We start from the raw sequence: 17,271 nt of genomic DNA, 5'->3' as shown, positions 1-17,271 counted from the left end.
CCCGCACCACCTCGCTCGACCCCGCCGGCGGGGCCCCGCACCTGCGGTGGCCTCGCCGGCAGACGTCTCTGCCGCCCTCTCCCCGGACAAGGACCCACCATGACCGACGACGTCACCCCCGAGGCCCGGACCGCTGGTCAGCGGTCGGCCGACCGCCGCTTCCCGGCTCCTGGCAAGGCTCTGCCGATCTCGACGTACCGCCTGCAGCTCGGCGCGGACCTCACCTTCGACGACGTCGCCGCCCGGCTGCCGTACTACGCCGACCTCGGCGTCACCCACCTGTACCTCTCCCCCGTCCTCGCCGCGGCCCCCGGGTCGACGCACGGCTACGACGTCGTGGACCACACCCGGGTGAGCGAGGTCCTGGGAGGCCGGGACCGCCTCGAGGCCCTCGCCGAGCAGGCGCACGCCGTCGGGCTCGGCATGATCCTCGACATCGTCCCCAACCACATGGCCGTCCCCACCCCCGCATGGCACAACCTGCCGCTGTGGTCGGTCCTCGCGCACGGCGCCGAGTCCCCCTACGCCCGCTGGTTCGACGTCGACTGGTCCTCGGGCGACGGCTCGCTCCTCATGCCCGTGCTCGGCGGTCGCATCGGCGACGTCCTCGCCGGTGACGAGCTGACCCTCGACGTGGCCGACGTGCCCGGCGTCGGCGAGCAGCAGACGGTCCTGCGCTACTACGACCACGTGTTCCCGGTCCGGCCCGGCACGGAGAGCCTCCCGCTCGCCGAGCTCGTCGACCGCCAGCACTACCGCCTCGCGCACTGGAAGGTCGGCGACGAAGAGCTCAACTACCGCCGGTTCTTCGACGTGGGGACCCTCGCTGCCATCCGCGTCGAGGACCCTGAGGTCTTCGACGAGTCCCACGCCCTCATCCTCGAGCTGCTGCGCGACGGCGTGATCGACGGGTTGCGCATCGACCACCCGGACGGTCTCGCCGACCCGTCCGGCTACCTCGCCCGGCTGGCCGAGGCCACCGGCGGCGCGTGGGTGGCCGTCGAGAAGATCCTCGCCGGCGAGGAGGAGGTCCCCCGTGACTGGGAGACCGTCGGCACCACCGGTTACGAGGGGCTGTGGCGCCTCCAGGCGACCTTCGTCGAGCCGTCGGGCGAGTCCAGCCTGGCCAGCCTCATGCACCGGGTGACCGGGGACGAGGGCGACGGGCTCGAGGCCCTCGTCGAGACCTCCAAGCGCGAGGTCGTCGACGGCCCGCTCTACGCCGAGGTGCACCGCCTCACCGACCTCGCGGCCGCCGTCTGCCGCGACGACCTCCGCCTGCGCGACCACACGTGGCGGGCGCTCCGCGAGTGCTTCGTCGAGCTGCTCGTGGCCTTCGACCGCTACCGCGCCTACGTGGTGCCGGGCGAGCAGCCCTCCCGCGACGCGCTCTCCGCGATGGACGAGGCAGCCGGGATCGCGCGGCGCCACCTCGGTGCCGACCGCGCCGAGACCCTCGACGTGCTCGTCGAGCTGCTGCTGGGCCGCGAGGTCGGCAGCGCAGGGCGACGCCGCGAGCCACGGCGCGACGAGCTCGCCGTCCGGTTCCAGCAGGTGTGCGGCGCGGTCATGGCCAAGGGCGTCGAGGACACCGCCTTCTACCGGTGGACGCACCTGGTCTCGCTGTGCGAGGTGGGCGGCGAGCCGAGCCGGTTCGCGCTGAGCGCCGACGAGCTCCACGCCTTCGCGGCCCGCGCTGCCGACCACTCCCCGGCGGCGATGACCACCGGGTCCACGCACGACACCAAGCGCAACGAGGACACCCGTGCCGCCACGAGCGTGCTGTCCGAGCACGCCGTCGAGTGGACGGAGACGGTCGGCCGGCTGCGGTCGGTCTCAGCTCGGGCCCGCACCGCGCTCGTCGACGGCCGCACGGAGAACCTCGTGTGGCAGACCCTCGTCGGCACGTGGGCGGACGGTCCGATCTCGGTCGACCGCATCCAGGAGTACCTGCGCAAGGCGGTCCGCGAGGCCAAGACGCACACCGCCTGGACCGCGCCGGACGAGGCCTACGAGGACGCCGTCCTCGGGTTCGCCGCGTGGGCGGTCACCGACGAGGCCGTCCTCGACATCGCCGCGGCGTGGGCGACGACGGTCGCTCCCTCGGTGCGTGCCACGAGCCTCGGCATCAAGCTCGTGCAGCTGACCATGCCGGGGGTCGCCGACGTGTACCAGGGCACCGAGCTGTTCACGCCGACGCTCGTGGACCCGGACAACCGTCGCCCCGTCGACGCCGCCGACCTGCACCAGCGGCTCGGCCGCCTCGACTCCGGGAGCAGGCCGCGGGACCTCGGCGAGGAGAAGCTGCTCGTCACGGCCGGGGCGCTGCGCACCCGCCGCCGGTTCCCCGACGCCTTCGTCGGACCGGAGTCCGGGTACCGTCCGGTCGCCGCCTCGTCGGGCAGCGCGCTCGCCTTCGCCCGCACCCAGGGCGACAGCCCGCGCGTCGTCACGCTGGCAACCCGGGGCGCCGCGAGCCTCGCCCGCCTCGGCGGCTGGCGGGACCACATGCTCGTGCTGCCCGAGGGCCGCTGGCACGACGTGCTCACCGGCACCGTCGTCGACGGTGGCCACCAACCTGTCGCACCGCTGCTCGAGCAGCTGCCGGTCGCGCTGTTCGTCCCCGAGGAGGACGCATGAGCACCAGGACGACCTTCGCGGTCTGGGCACCCGACGCCGAGCGCGTCGACCTCGTCCGGGTCGACCCCGCCCGGCAGGACTTCTCGCACGTCGACGAGACCGTCCCGCTCGTCCACGACCCGGTCCGGGGCGCGGGCTGGTGGTCGAGCACCGAGGGGGCGCACGACGGCGACCTCTACGGGTTCTCGGTCGACGGCGGACCCGCCCGGCCGGACCCGCGCAGCACCCGGCAGCCCTTCGGCGTGCACGGCCCGAGCCAGGTCTTCGACGCGGCAGCCCACCTGTGGTCCGACGGCGGGTGGCAGGGCCGTGCGGTCGAGGGCTCGGTGGTCTACGAGCTGCACCTGGGGACCTTCACCCCGGCAGGCACCCTCGACGCGGCGGTCGAGCGCCTCGGCCACCTCGCCGACCTCGGCGTCGACCTGGTCGAGCTCATGCCCGTCGCTGCCTTCGACGGCGACCACGGCTGGGGCTACGACGGTGTCCACCTCTTCGCCGTGCACGAGCCGTACGGCGGCCCGGCCGCCCTCCAGCGCTTCGTCGACGCGGCCCACGCGGCCGGGATGGGCGTCGTGCTCGACGTCGTCTACAACCACCTCGGTCCGAGCGGCAACTACACCTCGACCTTCGGGCCGTACTTCACCGACGACCACGAGACCCCGTGGGGCGCCGGTCTCCACCTCGACGGCGAGGGCTCGCACGAGGTCCGCCGCTGGGTGATCGACAACGCGCTGCGGTGGTTCCGGGACTTCCACGTCGACGGCCTGCGCCTCGACGCCGTGCACGCCCTCGTCGACGACTCCGAGCGCCACCTGCTCGCCGAGCTCGCCGACGAGACCGCGGCGCTGAGCCGGGCGCTGCACCGTCCACTCGGGCTGATCGCCGAGTCGGACGAGAACGACCCCGCGACGGTCACGCCGACCCGGGCGACCGGGTCGGTCGACGAGCCCGGTGCGTCGGGAGAGCCGGTGGAGGACGTCCGCCCCAAGGGCATGACGGCGCAGTGGGCGGACGACGTCCACCACGCGCTCCACGCGCTGCTCACGAGCGAGCGTCACGGGTACTACGTGGACTTCGGCTCCCCCGAGGTGCTGCGGACCACGCTCACCGAGGTGTTCCTGCACTCGGGGACCTACTCCACGTTCCGGGGCCAGACCTGGGGCCACCGGGTCCCCGTCGACGTCGACGGGCACCGCTTCGTGGTGTTCTCGACCGACCACGACCAGGTCGGCAACCGGGCCCTCGGAGACCGTCCCGGCCGCCCCGCACGCCCCGGGGAGGGCGAGGTCGACCTCGACCTGCTCGCCGCGTCGGCCGCGGTCGTGCTCACCTCGGCGTTCACGCCCATGCTGTTCATGGGCGAGGAGTGGGGCGCCACCACGCCCTGGCAGTTCTTCACCGACTTCACCGACCCTGAGCTCGGTCGCCTGGTCACCGAGGGACGCACCAAGGAGTTCTCGGGGCACGACTGGTCGAGCATCTACGGCGACGACGTCACCGTCCCCGACCCGCAGGACCGCGCGACCTTCGACGGCAGCAAGGTCCGGTGGGAGGAGACCGCAGCTCCCGGGCACGACGCCCTGCTCGAGTGGCACCGGGTGCTCATCGCGCTGCGACGCTCCGAGCCCGACCTCGGGTCCGGCGACAGGTCCCAGGTCGAGGTGCGCTGGTCCGGGACGTCGTCCGAGGACGGGACGCCCGCGGTCCTCGTGCTGCGGCACGGGAGCGTCGTGACCGTCGTCAACCTCTCCGACGAGGTGCAGGCCGAGACGCTCGAGGAGAGCGACCTCGGCTCCGCCGGGGTGGCTCCGGAGATCCTGGCCACCTGGAACGAGGCGGCGCTCACGGGCCGAGAGCTCCGGCTCTCCCCCGGGGCGGTCGCCGTCGTGAAGGCCTGAGGAGATCTCGCAGCACGACTGCAGCACGACCCGAGGCCGGCCAGGACACGAGTCCTGGCCGGCCTCTCGTGCGAGATCAGCGCTGCTGCACCGTCAGGGCCGCAGCATCGACTTGATGGCGCGGCGCTCGTCCATGGCGGCGTAGGCCTCGGCGACCTCGGCGAGCGGGAGCGTCAGGTCGAACACGCGTCCCGGGTTCACCGTCCCGGCGTAGACGTCGGCCATGAGCTCGGGGATGTACCCGCGCACCGGGGCGACGCCACCGTTGACACCGACGTTCGAGGAGAACATCTGGCGGACCGGCAGCTCGGGCCCGCCCGCGGGGACACCCACGAAGCCGACCTTGCCGCCGGGGCGGGCGGAGTCGAGCGCCTGCTGCATGGACTCCTTGGTGCCCACGCACTCGAGCGCGCAGTCGACCCCCACGCCGTCGGTGAGCTCCATGAGGGCCGCGACGCCGTCGGCGCCGCGGGCCGCGACGATGTCGGTCGCCCCGAACTCGGTGGCCACCACCTGGCGTGACTCGTGGCGGGACATGGCGATGATGCGTCCGGCGCCGAGCCGCTGCGCCGCGAGCACGGCCGACAGGCCGACGGCGCCGTCACCGATGACCGCGACGGTCGACCCGGCCTGCACGCCGGCGCTGACGGCCGCGTGGTGGCCGGTGCCGAACACGTCCGCGAGCGCGAGCACGCTCGGCAGCAGCTCGTCGGAGGGGTGCTCGGGCGTCACGACGAGCGTGCCGTCGGCCATGGGGACGCGCACGTACTCCCCCTGGCCGCCGTCCGTCGGGTCGCCGCCCTGGTCGGTCGAGCCCCACCACGCGAGGTTGGTGCACGAGGTGTGGATGCCGTTCTGGCAGTGCACGCAGGTGTTGTCGCAGATGGAGAAGGGGGCAACGACGAACTGGCCGGGGCGGACGTGGCGGACCTCGGGCCCGACCTCCTCGACGACGCCGACGAACTCGTGCCCGATGCGGCTGGGCTTGGTGACCTCGTTGACTCCGCGGTACTGCCACAGGTCGGAGCCGCAGACGCAGGAGGCGACGACGCGGACGATCGCGTCGGTCGGCTGGTGGATCTGGGGGTCCGGGACAGACTCCAGGCGGACGTCGCGGTTGCCGTGGATGACTGTTGCTCGCATGCTTCGAGCCTCTCTGAGAGGTGTTTCAGGCCTCGTCGAGCGTAGACCTCGAAGCCATCTCCCGCTGCCCGTCCTGGGCGAGCGAGCCGAGGCGCGAGAGCGCCCGGAGGTACTTCTTGCGGTAGCCGCCGTCGAGCATCTGCTGGCTGAACAGGTCCTCGAGACCGGTCCCGCCGAGCAGCACGGGGACGTCACGGTCGTAGAGGCGGTCGACGAGCACCACGAAGCGCAGGCCCTGCGACTGGTCGGTGAGGGGGCGGACGGCGGTGAGCCCGAGCAGGCGGACGCCGTCGAGCATGGCGCCGTACCGGCTGGGGTGCACGTGCGACAGGTGGCTGAGCAGCACGTCGAAGTCGTCGACGACTGCCCCCTCTCGACCGGCGACGGCCTGCTCGACGGCGTCGTCGGCCGTGGCGGTGCCGGTGGTGACGAGGGTGCGCTGGCGGTAGTCCTCGCCGTCGACGCGCATCACCTCGAAGCGTGCGGAGAGCGCCTGGATCTCGCGGAGGAAGTCCTCGGCGGCGAAGCGGCCCTCGCCGAGCGAGTCGGGCAGCGTGTTGGACGTGGCCGCGAGCGCGACGCCGCGGTCGGCGAGCTCGCGCAGCAGCCGGGACATGAGCACCGTGTCGCCCGGGTCGTCGAGCTCGAACTCGTCGATGCACACGAGGGTCTTGGTGGCGAGCGCCTCGACGGTCTTGGCGAACCCGAGGGCGCCGACGAGGTTGGTGTACTCGACGAAGGTCCCGTAGGAGCTGGCCCCGGTGCCGACCGCGTGGGCCAGGGAGGTGAGCAGGTGGGTCTTGCCGACGCCGAACCCGCCGTCGAGGTACACGGCGGGCGCTGTCTTCGGGGCCTTGCGGCGGCGGAAGAACCCGCCGGTGCCGCCGGTGAGCTGTGCTGCCACCTCGGTGAGCCGGTCGACCGTCGCCTGCTGGCTCGGGAAGGCGGGGTTCGCCCGGTAGGTCGCGAAGGACGCGTCGGCGAAGTGCCGCGGCGGGACGAGGTCGGCCAGCAGCCTGTCGGTGGGGACGGCGGGGCGGACGTCGCTGAGGTGGGGGGTGGTGACGGTCACGGTCTCCGAGAGTACCGGTGGGAGCCGTGCGAGGGCGGCCCGCGTCGCCCTGCGGACCGTGGCGCGCAGCACACCGACGGCCTGCTCCTCGCGGTGCGGACCCGGGCAGACGTCCTAGGCTGGTCAGATGAGCGCACCGACCCCCTCCATCGTCCCCCTGCCCGCAGCCCTCGCCGAGCTCGTCGAGGACTTCCAGGCCATGCCGGAGGCGCAGCGGCTCGAGCTGCTCGTGGAGATGGGCGACAGCGTCGCCGAGGTCCCCGAGCGGTACACGCAGGACCTGTCGACGATGGAGCAGGTGGTCGAGTGCCAGTCCCCCGTCTACGTGGCGGTCGAGGTCGCCGACGACGCACCGCACACCGTGACGCTGCACGTGCTCGCCCCGAAGGAGGCCCCCACGACGCGCGGCTTCGCCGGCGTGCTGTCGGAGGGCCTGGCCGGCTGCTCCGCCGACGAGGTCCTCGCCCTGCCGCACGACGTCCCGGCCCGGCTGGGTCTCGACGCGCTCGTGAGCCCGCTGCGGCTGGCCGGCATGGCGTCGATGCAGGGCCGCATCCAGCGGCAGGTGCTCGAGCAGCTCGAGGCTCGCGGGGTGGAAGCGCGTGGAGTGGCCGGACCCTCGCGTGACTGACCAGCCCACGGCCGACCGCCCTGTGCTGGCGGACCACCCTGTGCTGGACGTCCAACCCGTGCCGGACGACCGCCCCGTGCTGGACTTCCTGGTCGCCGACGGCGCACCGGTCGAGGAGGCCCGCACCATCGCCCCTGACCCCGACGAGGCGATGCTCAGCGTCCTCTACGCCCACCCGGCACCCGAGCCGGGTCGCCGGACATGGGTCCGTGCCAACATGGTGACCACACTCGACGGTGCCGCGACCGGCGCAGACGGCGTCTCGGGGGCGATCAACGACGACGCGGACTACCGCGTCTTCCGGGTGCTGCGCGCTCTCGCCGACGTCGTGCTCGTGGGTGCCGGGACCGTGCGCGCCGAGGGCTACACGCCGCTGTCGGTGCCAGACGGGCTCTCCGACCTCCGCGCTGCTGCTGGCCGCGCACCGGCGATCGAGCTCGCCATCGTCTCGCGATCTGGCGACCTCCCTGGGCAGATCACCGATCTCGACCAGCACCCCGCCGGGACCGTCCCCCCGATCGTCCTCACGACGACGTCAGGCGCCGCGAACCTGCGCGGCTACCCGGCCGACCGGGTGGTCGTCACCGGCGACACCGACGTCGACCTCACCGTCGCGCTCGACGCGCTCGCCGACCGTGGTCTGGTGCGGGTGCTGGCCGAGGGCGGTCCGTCGCTGCTGGGTGACCTGGTCGACGGCCAGCACCTCGACGAGCTCTGCCTGACCACGAGCCCGCTGGTGGTCGGCGGCCCCGCGCCGCGCATCGTCCGCACGGGCGACTACCTGCAGCGCGAGGGTCGCCCGCCCGCCCGCCTGGTGCACCTGCTGCACTCCGGCGGCGTGCTGCTGGCCCGCTGGCACCTGGGCCGCGCAGGGCTCCCAGACCACACCTAGACCACACCTGAGAAGTGCTCGCTCACCCGGCCAGACGCTGCCCGGAACTGTAGAGTCGACGGTGTGACTGACACCATCCTCGTGCTGACCGAAGACACCCTCGCGACCACCGACGTGCAGAACATCGCCCGCCTCTACGGCGAGGAGGAGCTCGACTTCCGCGTGCTCGTCCCCGCCGACACCGAGCAGAACCTGCTCGGAGCGATCTTCAACCACCTCGGGTCGGGCCAGTTCAAGGAGGCGTGGGAGACCGCGACCGAGGGTGTCCCCTCGCGCACGGAGGCCCGTGCCGAGGCAGGCGAACAGCTCGCCACGAGCATCGCGGAGTTCCAGGCCGCCGGGCTCGCCGCCACCGGGGCACTCGTCGAGGAGGACCCGCTGCCCGCCCTGCGTACCGCCGTCGCCGCGGGCGGCGTCCGCGAGGTCGTGGTCGTCACCTACCCCAACATCCTCGAGGACACCTTCCACCGTGACTGGGCCTCCAAGGCCCGCGAGGAGCTGCAGGTCCCCGTCCTGCACCTGTACTCGGGCACCTCCGAGCTCGGCTGAGCAGCGCTCCACCGGCAGAGCCCGACCCGCAGCACCAGCGTCACAGCTCCACTGCTCCATCCCGGCACCGCACCGCACGACCGACGAGAAGAGGCACCATGTACCGCGCTCTCTGGAACGGCACCGTCATCGCAGAGTCCGACGCGACCCAGGTCGTGGAGGGCAACCAGTACTTCCCGCCGGACTCGATCGTGCGAGACCTCTACACCTCGACGAGCACCACGACCGTCTGCCCCTGGAAGGGCACCGCGAGCTACTACACGGTCACCGTCGACGGCCAGCAGAACACGGACGCGGCGTGGACCTACGCCGACCCGAAGCCCGACGCGGAGCACATCCGTGACCACGTAGCCTTCTGGAAAGGCGTCGAGGTCGTCGAGGTCTGACACTCTCGAGCAGCACGCACACGCCACGAGGGCGCCCGAGCACCGCCCGGGCGCCCTCGTCGCGTCCTCGCTACCTGCCCGTCGGCGTCCTCTCGGATCGCCGGTCCGCGCCTTCTCGACCTGCCGGTCGGCGCGACCCTCGTTACGGTGAATCGATGGAGACACCACTGAGGACCCCATCGAGGACCCCGCTGTCCGTCGTGACCGCCGGCGCCCTCGCGCTCGCCCTCCTCGGAGGGTGCGCGACCGAGTCGGACGCCCCGGACACCACGTCGCCGGCGTCGACCGAGACCGCCGCGCCGAGCACACCGTCGGAGACGACCGCAGCCCCAGGACCCTCCGGCACCGTGTCGGACGCACCGTCCGACGAGCCTGCCGACACCCCCGAGGGCGAGGCCCAGGCGCTCGCCGTCGACTACCTCGAGGCGATCGCGGCGGGTGACGACGAGGCGGCGTTCGCGCTGCTGTCCCCCGAGTCCCGGGAGTGGTACACCGACGCGACCGTCTTCTCGTCGGCCCGCACGCAGGACGGCTCCCTCACCGCTGAGGCCGCGGCCGACGTCCTCACGGCGAACGTCCGGACGACGGAGGGGCCCGAAGGCGGGTTCTACGTCGTGACGCTCTCGTCGGGTCCGGTCGCCGACTCGTTCGTGGTCCGGGCCGAGGAGACCGGGATGGTGGTCGACGACCCGGGCGTGCCGACGACCGGCCCGACCGCCTGGGAGTGGCAGAACCCGGCCGTGGGACCGGACGACGACCGTGAGCCGGAGCCGTACTCGGGCTCGTCGGCACCCACGATGCTCTTCGCCACGGTCGTGGACGCGGGCGGTGAGGTCGTCGTCACTCCCCCGGCGTCGGCCTTCGGCGTGGTCGACGGCACCGAGGTCCCCGTCGTCGTCAACCCCGACGAGGGCGAGGGCGCCCTGGCGACCGTCGGTGAGCAGCTCTCAGCCCGGGGCCAGACCGTGACCATCGCCTGGCAGGCCGCACCGACGTCCCCCATGTGGCGCACCAGCACGGTGAGCCTCACGCCGTAGCCGGCAGAGCTCTCACCGCTGAGCCGTCTCCGCATCGCACACGTGGCGGTGGTCCTGTGCCGCCAGCGCGCACAGCGGGTGCGGTGCGGTGCGGCTGAGCCCTCGGTTGTCGGTGCTGTGCTCACGCAGCCGTCGTGCGGTCCTCGGAGAGCAGCGCACGCTCAGGCGGCAGGCTCTGCGCCGCGGCGCTCCGCCACCCGGCGGGGAGCGCCGCGTCGAGCGCAGCGCGCGCGGCGGCGTAGGCCGCCCCGGCTGTGGTGAGTCGGTCGGTCGGGTGGTCGTGGTCCTGTCCGGTGAGCTGGTCGCTGGTGGCCATGCAGGGAGAGTAGGACGAGCCACCGACACGACCCTCGAGCCTCAGCGCCAGGGCGGCCCCGACACACGCCTACGCCCCCATCAGCGCCTTCGCGCCTCACACACCCTCTAGGGTGGCTCCCATGACTGAGGCACGTGAGACGTCAGCGGGGCACGCGCCGTCGGACGACGCGGACACGGTGGCCATGCTCGGCGCGACGGTGCGTGCGGCGCGCAAGCAGCTCGACCTGTCGGTCCAGGCGCTAGCGCAGCGCGCGGGTGTGAGCCTGGGGCTCGTGAGCCAGCTCGAGCGCGGCCTCGGCAACCCGTCGCTGCACTCGATCCAGCGGCTGGCCTCCGCGCTCGGGGTCTCGGTGACACGCCTCCTCGAGCCGCCCGCCGAGGAGCTCGTCGTGGTGCGTGCCGGTCGACCGCACGTCCTCCCGCTCGCCCCGGGGACCCCGGACGACGGCCAGGCCGTCCGCGAGCTGCTCTCCCCGCGCGGGGAGACGGCGATCCAGCTGATCCGGACCACCCTGCCGCCCGCCTTCACCAACGTCGAGCGACCGTTCCGGCACCTGGGGACGGAGACCGTCACCGTGCTGAGCGGGGTCCTGCACATCACCCACGGTGACCGGGAGATCGAGCTCGGCGCAGGCGACACCGCGACCTACGGGTGCTCCACCCCGCACTGGTGGGCCAACGGGCACGACGGCGAGACGGTGGTCCTCGGAGCCGTCGCACCGTCCGAACGCTGAGACGTCTCTCCTCGGTACCGGCGGCGCTAACGGGCAGGTCCCACGAGGGGTCAGCCCGCGGCAGCCTGCACCCGGAGCAGCCGGAGGAGCTCGGCCACCGGGCGCTCGTGGTCGTCGGCACGCAGGTCGACCGCGAGCAGCGGCGGGTGCTCCCGCTCGCCCGTGACTCGTGCGGCGACGACCGCCGCGCTCTGCCGCCCGCGGAGGTCTCCCCCGGCCAGGTCGCCGGCCTCGAGGGCTGCCAGGAGACGCGCCGCGAAGCCGAGCGGAGTGCTGGGGTCGGCCTCGGGCAGCGTCGTGGCAGCGTCCGCGTAGGCGCTGCTCATCGCGTCGAGCACCGCGGGTCCGACGAGCAGGTTGCCGAGCACCGCGTGGTCGCGCGCGACGCTGTGACCTGCCCAGGCGCTCGTCCGGTCCCCCGTCCACGCGGCGGTCCCGCCGCGCAGGTCGAGGGCGGCCACCTGCCGCAGACCGGCCTCGTCGTCCCAGGACGGCACACGGTCGACGGCAGCCTGCGCGTCGTCGCCGTCAGCGATCGCGTCGAGCATCCGGTGGCGCAGCGTGCGGTTGGTCCAGGCCTGGCTGGCGACGACGCCGACGGCCGGGTCGACGGTGATGACCGCGTTGCCGACGGCCAGCGAGCGGCTGGCCGTCGCGGCTCCCAGGAGCCCGTGCTCCCGGTCGACGGCGATGAGTGTGAAGGTCAATCGGTCCCCCTGACGGTGCGGTCCGCGTGGTGCGGGGCCTCGTGTTTCGATCGTGTTTCGCGGCTTGTCCCTCCGACAAGCGTGACACATACTGATCGAATCATCATCAGAATGATCGAACGGAGACCGCGATGCGAGCACGATCTGCAGCCCTGGCCACGGCCGCGGCAGGCGCACTGATACTCACCAGCTGCTCCTCGGGCGAGAGCGTCGACCTCGGCGGCGGCTCCGGCACCGAGACCCAGGGCACGGTCCTGCGAGCCGCGATCGGCGGCGAGCCCGACCAGCTCGACCCGCACCGCACGAGCTCCTACTTCAGCTTCCAGGTCCTCGAGAACGTCTTCGACACCCTCGTCGAGCCCGACGAGAACCTCGAGATGCAGCCCGCGCTCGCCGAGAGCTGGACCGTCAGCGACGACCAGCTCACCTGGACCTTCGAGCTGCGCGACGGCGTCACCTTCCACGACGGCAGCGACTTCACCGCAGACGACGTCGTCTACTCCTACGACCGCATCGTCGACGAGGAGCTCGCCAACGCCTGGAAGTTCGCCGCCGTCACCGAGGTGACCGCCGTCGACGACGACACCGTCGAGATCACCGTGGCCCAGCCCACCCCGAACCTGCTGTCCAACCTCGGCGGCTTCAAGGGCATGGCGATCGTCAGCGAGGAGAACGTCACCTCCGGCGACATCCAGACCAAGCCGATCGGCACCGGCCCGTTCAAGGTCGACTCGGTGGTGAGCGGCGACCGCATCAGCCTCTCCGCGAACGCCGACTACTGGGGCGGCGCCCCGGCTCTGGGCGGGGTGGAGTTCAGCTTCATCTCCGAGGCCTCGACCGCCCTCGCAGCGCTGCGCAGCGGCGAGATCGACTGGACCGACGTCGTGCCCGACCAGCAGGTCGCCGAGCTCGAGTCCGCCGACGACCTCACCCTCGAGACCAGCCCGTCGAGCGACTACTGGTACCTCGCCCTCAACGAGAACAAGGCGCCGTGGGACGACGTCCGTGTCCGCCAGGCCATCGCCTACGCGATCGACCGCGAGGCCATCGTCCAGGCCACGAGCTACGGCACCGCGCAGGAGAACCAGCTCGCCATCCCCGAGGACAGCGTCTGGTTCACCGAGTACGACACCTACAGCACGGACCTCGACGAGGCGCAGCGTCTGCTCGACGAGGCCGGCTTCACCGGGGGCACCCTGGAGTTCCTCGCGACGAGCGACTACCCCGAGACCGTGACGGCCGCGCAGATCATCGCCTCCAACCTCGAGCCTCTCGGCATCGACGTGCAGATCAGCCAGCCGGACTTCTCCACCTGGCTCGACGAGCAGAACTCCGGGAACTTCGACCTGCTCATGATGGGCTGGCTCGGCAACATCGACCCGGACGACTTCTACTACGCCCAGCACCACAGCACCGGCGGGAGCAATGCCCAGGGCTACTCGAACCCGACCGTCGACGAGCTCCTCGACGCCGGTCGCACCGAGACCGACGAGACGGCCCGCAAGGACCTCTACGCCCAGGCCGCCACGATCATCGCGGACGAGGCCAGCTACATCTACCTCTACAACCCCTCGGTCATCCAGGCGTGGAGCCCGGCCGTCCAGGGCTACGAGGTCCGCGCCGACGCCGCGATCCGCTTCCGCGACACCTCGCTGACGGAGTGATGACGGAGTGATCTGCGCGATGACGACCACCGGCACGAGACCAGAGGGGGTGAGCGGACGATGAGGTTCTCCGCAGCATCGACCGCCCGGTTCCTCGGGCGACGTCTGCTCTCCTCAGCCGTGGTGCTCCTCGGCGTGCTGGTGGTCGTCTTCGCGATCGTGCAGCTGGTCCCCGGCGACCCGGTGCGCCTCGCCCTCGGCACCCGCTACACGCAGGAGGCGTACGACGCCCTCAACGCGGCGTCCGGCCTCGACCGGCCGATCGTCGAGCAGTTCTTCGGCTACGTGGGCGGTGCGCTCACCGGCGACCTCGGGGTGAGCTTCCGCAACGGCCAGCCCGTCACGCAGCTGCTTCTCGAGCGGCTGCCCGCGACCCTGTCGCTCGCCGCGGCCGGGATCGTCGTGGCGCTGCTCATCGCCGTGCCGGCCGGCATCTGGTCGGCGCTGCGCGAGGGCAAGGTGTCGGACGCGATCGTCCGGCTCGGCAGCCAGGCCGGCGTGAGCATCCCCGACTTCTGGCTCGGCCTGCTGCTCATCGGGCTCTTCTCGACGACGCTCGGGTGGCTGCCGCCCAGCGGGTACACGGCCCTCGCCGACGACCCGCTCGGCTGGCTGCGCCGGGTCGCGCTCCCCGGCCTCACCGTCGGGCTCGTGGCGGGCGCCATCATGACGCGGTACATCCGGTCCGCGGTCCTCGACGTGGCATCTGCCGGCTACGTGCGCACGGCGCGCTCGAAAGGCCTCGCCCCGTCGGTCGTCACCGGCCGCCACATCGTGCGCGGCGCGCTGGTCCCCGTGCTCACCATCGTCGGCATCCAGCTGGCGACCATCCTCGGCGGCGTCATCGTCGTCGAGGTCGTGTTCGCCTGGCCGGGCCTGGGGCGTCTCGTCTTCGACTCCGTGTCGGCACGCGACTACCCGATGATCCAGGGCTCCGTCCTGCTCATCGCCGTCATGTTCCTGATCGTCAACCTGATCGTGGACGTGCTCTACGCCGTCGTCGACCCGAGGATCCGTCTCGCATGAGTGACACCACAGGACACGAGAAGGCTGCCGCCACGACGCCAGCAGCCCAAGCACCGTCGACCGGACCGGGCGCCGGGCAGGCCCCGTCCGACGACGGCGGTACCGGGCGCGTCGCCGCCTGGCGCCTGCTGGCCGGCAACCCCGTCACCCTCGTCAGCGGCGTGGCGCTCGCGCTGATCATCGTGCTCTCGGTGCTCGCGCCGTGGATCGCCCCCTACGGCATCAACGACGTGAACGTCGCGAACGCTCTGCAGGGGCCGAGCGGTGCGCACTGGTTCGGCACGGACGACCTCGGCCGTGACATCCTCTCGCGGGTGCTCGTGGCGGGCGGGACCAGCCTGCGCATCGCGCTCGTCTCGGTCGCCTTCGCCTTCGTGGTGGGCGTCCCGGTCGGCATCGTCTCCGGGTACACCGGCGGGGTCCTCGACACCGTGCTCATGCGCGTCGTCGACGTGATGTTCGCCTTCCCGGTGCTGCTCCTGGCCCTCGCGATCGTCGCGATCCTGCAGCCCGGCGAGCTCACGACGATGCTCGCCATCGGCATCGTGTACACGCCGATCTTCGCCCGTGTCGCCCGCGCCTCGACCCTGTCGGTCCGGGTGGAGCCCTACGTCCAGGTGTCCCGGACCATGGGGACCCCGGCCCGGACGATCCTCGTCCGTCACGTCCTGCCGAACATCACCGGCCCGATCGTGGTGCAGACGTCCCTGTCGCTGGCCTTCGCGATCCTCTCCGAGGCGGCCCTGTCGTTCCTCGGGCTCGGCATCCAGCCACCGTCGCCCAGCTGGGGCGGGATGCTCTTCAACGCCCAGGGCTTCATCAGCCAGGCGTGGTGGATGAGCATCTTCCCCGGTGCCGCCATCTTCGTCACCGTGCTCGCGTGCAACCTGCTCGGTGACGGCCTGCGCGACGTGCTCGACCCCAAGCAGCGCACACTCGCCGAGCAGAGGAGGATGCGATGAGCACCCCGGTCCTGACAGTCACCGACCTCAGCGTCTCCATCGGACGACGCGAGATCGTCCACGGGCTCGGCTTCGCCGTCGAGCCTGGTGGCACGCTCGGCATCGTCGGCGAGTCCGGCTCCGGCAAGTCGCTCTCCGTGCTCGCCGCGACCGGCCTGCTCGACGCACCCGGTGCGCGGGTCACCGGCAGCAGCGTGCTGCGCGGTGCGGGCGACAAGGACGGCGTGCAGCTGGTCGGCGCCTCCCCCAAGGCGCTGCGGAAGGTGCACGGCAACAGCATCGGCTTCGTGTTCCAGGACCCGAGCACGTCGCTGCACCCGCTGCTGACCCTCGAGCGGCAGATCACCGAGACCCTCGAGACGCACCGCGGGCTGTCCCGCCGCCAGGCGCGCACCCGGGCCCTCGAGCTCCTCGAGGCCGTCGGGCTCCCCGACCCGGAGCGTCGCCTCGACTCGTACCCGCACCAGCTCTCCGGCGGGCAGCGCCAGCGCGTGATGATCGCGATCGCCCTGGCCTGCGACCCGGCGCTGCTGGTCGCCGACGAGCCCACCACGGCGCTCGACGTCACCACCCAGGCGCAGATCATCAGCCTGGTCCAGCAGCTCCAGCACGACCGCGGCACCGCCGTCGTGTGGATCAGCCACGACCTGGGGGTCGTGGGCCAGGTCGCCGACGACGTCCTCGTGCTGCGCGACGGCGAGGCCGTCGAGCACCGCCCCGTGCTCGACCTGCTCGACTCACCGCAGCACCCGTACACGCAGAAGCTGCTCGAGGCGCGACCCCGCCTCGGCAAGGTCGCTCCCCCGGCGCCCGAGGGCGAGGTGCTGCTCTCCGTGCGGGACCTCGACGTGAAGTTCCCCGTGCAGACGCCGGTCGGCAAGACGGTGGTGCACGCGGTCGACGGCGTGTCCTTCGACGTGCAGCGTGGGCGGACCCTCGGGATCGTCGGCGAGTCCGGGTCGGGCAAGTCGACCATCGCCAACGCCCTCACCGGGCTGGTCGCCCCCGAGTCCGGGACCGCGACCCTCGGCGGCACCGACCTGTTCCGCGCCGACCGCGGCCTGCGCCGCCGGCTCGCCATGGTGTTCCAGGACCCGTTCTCGTCCCTCGACCCGCGCATGCGCGTCGGCGACTCCATCGACGAGCCGCTGCGCGTCCACGGCCTCCCGTCCTCCGGCACGCGTGCCGAGCGGATCGAAGAGCTGCTGGGACTCGTCGACCTGCCCGCCGACTTCGCGACCCGCTACCCCCACGAGCTCTCCGGCGGGCAGCGCCAGCGCATCTCGATCGCCCGCGCGCTCGCCCTCGAGCCCGACGTCGTCATCCTCGACGAGGCCACGGCTTCATTGGACGTGTCGATCCAGGCCCGGGTCCTCGAGCTGCTGCGCCGCCTGCAGGTCGAGCTCGGCCTCACCTACGTGTTCATCGCCCACGACCTCGCGATCGTCCAGGAGATGAGCCACGACGTCCTGGTCATGCAGAACGGCCGCGCCGTCGAGCACGCCCCCGCCGGGCGGCTCTTCGCCGAACCGGCCGAGGAGTACACCCGGGCGCTGCTCGCGGCGGTCCCGCCGGAGCGGCCTGGGCGGTAGCGGTAGGCGAGCTGCCGCAA

The 17,271-nt window shown here is 72.4% G+C and carries 16 protein-coding genes; 12 read left to right on the top strand and 4 right to left on the bottom strand.

Going from position 1 to position 17,271, the window contains the following annotated elements; translation table 11 throughout:
- Nucleotides 1–99 precede the first annotated feature (99 nt).
- Together treY and treZ are read left to right on the top strand one after the other, a co-directional pair.
- Complete coding sequence (gene treY, locus SKED_RS08155; RefSeq protein WP_012866669.1) at nucleotides 100–2,640, top strand: malto-oligosyltrehalose synthase; 2,541 nt, start codon at nucleotides 100–102, stop codon at nucleotides 2,638–2,640.
- Nucleotides 2,637–4,538 carry a malto-oligosyltrehalose trehalohydrolase gene (treZ, locus tag SKED_RS08150; protein WP_012866668.1) on the top strand — a complete coding sequence of 634 codons (1,902 nt, stop codon included), beginning with the start codon at nucleotides 2,637–2,639 and terminating at the stop codon, nucleotides 4,536–4,538. The genes treY and treZ overlap by 4 nt, the downstream gene beginning before the upstream one ends.
- A 93-nt stretch (nucleotides 4,539–4,631) precedes the next feature.
- Here the strand turns inward: treZ and SKED_RS08145 are convergent, their stop codons facing one another.
- Together SKED_RS08145 and zapE are read right to left on the bottom strand one after the other, a co-directional pair.
- Nucleotides 4,632–5,681, bottom strand: a complete 1,050-nt coding sequence (locus SKED_RS08145; protein WP_012866667.1) for a zinc-dependent alcohol dehydrogenase family protein — start codon at nucleotides 5,679–5,681, stop codon at nucleotides 4,632–4,634.
- 25 nt (nucleotides 5,682–5,706) lie between these two features.
- Nucleotides 5,707–6,753: a cell division protein ZapE gene (zapE, locus tag SKED_RS08140; protein ID WP_042438869.1), complete on the bottom strand. Its 1,047-nt coding sequence runs from the start codon at nucleotides 6,751–6,753 to the stop codon at nucleotides 5,707–5,709.
- A 127-nt stretch (nucleotides 6,754–6,880) separates the two neighbouring features.
- Here zapE and SKED_RS08135 point away from each other — a divergent pair, with 127 nt between their 5' ends.
- The 5 genes from SKED_RS08135 (at nucleotide 6,881) to SKED_RS08115 (ending at nucleotide 10,248) form a co-directional block, all read left to right on the top strand.
- Nucleotides 6,881–7,384, top strand: coding sequence for a SufE family protein (locus SKED_RS08135; RefSeq protein ID WP_012866665.1), 504 nt, complete (start codon nucleotides 6,881–6,883; stop codon nucleotides 7,382–7,384).
- Entirely contained in the window at nucleotides 7,377–8,276 is a 900-nt protein-coding gene (locus SKED_RS08130; RefSeq protein ID WP_245534620.1) for a dihydrofolate reductase family protein, read from the top strand. Before SKED_RS08135 ends, SKED_RS08130 begins: the two co-directional genes overlap by 8 nt.
- A 63-nt stretch (nucleotides 8,277–8,339) precedes the next feature.
- Nucleotides 8,340–8,825 (top strand): hypothetical protein, encoded by a 486-nt coding sequence (locus SKED_RS08125; protein ID WP_012866663.1) that lies wholly within the window; start codon nucleotides 8,340–8,342, stop codon nucleotides 8,823–8,825.
- Between the two features lie 98 nt (nucleotides 8,826–8,923).
- The gene (locus SKED_RS08120; protein WP_012866662.1) at nucleotides 8,924–9,211 is read left to right on the top strand and encodes a DUF427 domain-containing protein; all 288 of its coding nucleotides are present in this window, start codon (nucleotides 8,924–8,926) and stop codon (nucleotides 9,209–9,211) included.
- Nucleotides 9,212–9,366: 155 nt separating this feature from the next.
- Nucleotides 9,367–10,248: a hypothetical protein gene (locus SKED_RS08115; RefSeq protein WP_143755696.1), complete on the top strand. Its 882-nt coding sequence runs from the start codon at nucleotides 9,367–9,369 to the stop codon at nucleotides 10,246–10,248.
- Between the two features lie 121 nt (nucleotides 10,249–10,369).
- Here the strand turns inward: SKED_RS08115 and SKED_RS08110 are convergent, their stop codons facing one another.
- Complete coding sequence (locus SKED_RS08110) at nucleotides 10,370–10,564, bottom strand: hypothetical protein (protein ID WP_012866660.1); 195 nt, start codon at nucleotides 10,562–10,564, stop codon at nucleotides 10,370–10,372.
- A 121-nt stretch (nucleotides 10,565–10,685) separates the two neighbouring features.
- On the opposite strand from SKED_RS08110, the gene SKED_RS08105 reads away from it, so the two are divergent.
- Nucleotides 10,686–11,300 (top strand): helix-turn-helix domain-containing protein, encoded by a 615-nt coding sequence (locus SKED_RS08105; protein WP_012866659.1) that lies wholly within the window; start codon nucleotides 10,686–10,688, stop codon nucleotides 11,298–11,300.
- A gap of 50 nt (nucleotides 11,301–11,350) precedes the next feature.
- Here SKED_RS08105 and SKED_RS08100 read toward each other — a convergent pair whose 3' ends face one another.
- Complete coding sequence (locus tag SKED_RS08100) at nucleotides 11,351–12,007, bottom strand: DUF1028 domain-containing protein (protein WP_012866658.1); 657 nt, start codon at nucleotides 12,005–12,007, stop codon at nucleotides 11,351–11,353.
- A 131-nt stretch (nucleotides 12,008–12,138) separates the two neighbouring features.
- Here SKED_RS08100 and SKED_RS08095 point away from each other — a divergent pair, with 131 nt between their 5' ends.
- Genes SKED_RS08095 through SKED_RS08080 form a run of 4 tightly spaced genes read left to right on the top strand, consistent with a single transcriptional unit; the run spans nucleotide 12,139 to nucleotide 17,251 of the window.
- Complete coding sequence (locus SKED_RS08095; RefSeq protein ID WP_012866657.1) at nucleotides 12,139–13,671, top strand: ABC transporter substrate-binding protein; 1,533 nt, start codon at nucleotides 12,139–12,141, stop codon at nucleotides 13,669–13,671.
- A gap of 60 nt (nucleotides 13,672–13,731) precedes the next feature.
- The gene (locus SKED_RS08090) at nucleotides 13,732–14,697 is read left to right on the top strand and encodes an ABC transporter permease (protein ID WP_012866656.1); all 966 of its coding nucleotides are present in this window, start codon (nucleotides 13,732–13,734) and stop codon (nucleotides 14,695–14,697) included.
- Nucleotides 14,694–15,659, top strand: coding sequence for an ABC transporter permease (locus SKED_RS08085; RefSeq protein WP_012866655.1), 966 nt, complete (start codon nucleotides 14,694–14,696; stop codon nucleotides 15,657–15,659). Before SKED_RS08090 ends, SKED_RS08085 begins: the two co-directional genes overlap by 4 nt.
- Nucleotides 15,656–17,251, top strand: coding sequence for an ABC transporter ATP-binding protein (locus SKED_RS08080; RefSeq protein WP_012866654.1), 1,596 nt, complete (start codon nucleotides 15,656–15,658; stop codon nucleotides 17,249–17,251). Before SKED_RS08085 ends, SKED_RS08080 begins: the two co-directional genes overlap by 4 nt.
- Nucleotides 17,252–17,271: the final 20 nt, after the last annotated feature.

Origin of the sequence: Sanguibacter keddieii DSM 10542, assembly GCF_000024925.1 — a bacterium.
Lineage (GTDB): Bacteria > Actinomycetota > Actinomycetes > Actinomycetales > Cellulomonadaceae > Sanguibacter > Sanguibacter keddieii.
Note: the sequence above shows the minus strand (reverse complement) of the source record. Positions and strands in the feature narration are given on the sequence as shown.

What these genes read in the sequence shown, in the direction of transcription:
- treY (WP_012866669.1), top strand. Translation starts at nt 100, where the DNA reads ATGACCGACGACGTCACCCCCGAGGCCCGGACCGCTGGTCAGCGGTCG.
- treZ (WP_012866668.1), top strand. Translation starts at nt 2,637, where the DNA reads ATGAGCACCAGGACGACCTTCGCGGTCTGGGCACCCGACGCCGAGCGC.
- SKED_RS08145 (WP_012866667.1), bottom strand. Translation starts at nt 5,681, where the DNA reads ATGCGAGCAACAGTCATCCACGGCAACCGCGACGTCCGCCTGGAGTCT.
- SKED_RS08135 (WP_012866665.1), top strand. Translation starts at nt 6,881, where the DNA reads ATGAGCGCACCGACCCCCTCCATCGTCCCCCTGCCCGCAGCCCTCGCC.
- SKED_RS08120 (WP_012866662.1), top strand. Translation starts at nt 8,924, where the DNA reads ATGTACCGCGCTCTCTGGAACGGCACCGTCATCGCAGAGTCCGACGCG.
- SKED_RS08115 (WP_143755696.1), top strand. Translation starts at nt 9,367, where the DNA reads ATGGAGACACCACTGAGGACCCCATCGAGGACCCCGCTGTCCGTCGTG.
- SKED_RS08110 (WP_012866660.1), bottom strand. Translation starts at nt 10,564, where the DNA reads ATGGCCACCAGCGACCAGCTCACCGGACAGGACCACGACCACCCGACC.
- SKED_RS08105 (WP_012866659.1), top strand. Translation starts at nt 10,686, where the DNA reads ATGACTGAGGCACGTGAGACGTCAGCGGGGCACGCGCCGTCGGACGAC.
- SKED_RS08095 (WP_012866657.1), top strand. Translation starts at nt 12,139, where the DNA reads ATGCGAGCACGATCTGCAGCCCTGGCCACGGCCGCGGCAGGCGCACTG.
- SKED_RS08090 (WP_012866656.1), top strand. Translation starts at nt 13,732, where the DNA reads ATGAGGTTCTCCGCAGCATCGACCGCCCGGTTCCTCGGGCGACGTCTG.
- SKED_RS08085 (WP_012866655.1), top strand. Translation starts at nt 14,694, where the DNA reads ATGAGTGACACCACAGGACACGAGAAGGCTGCCGCCACGACGCCAGCA.
- SKED_RS08080 (WP_012866654.1), top strand. Translation starts at nt 15,656, where the DNA reads ATGAGCACCCCGGTCCTGACAGTCACCGACCTCAGCGTCTCCATCGGA.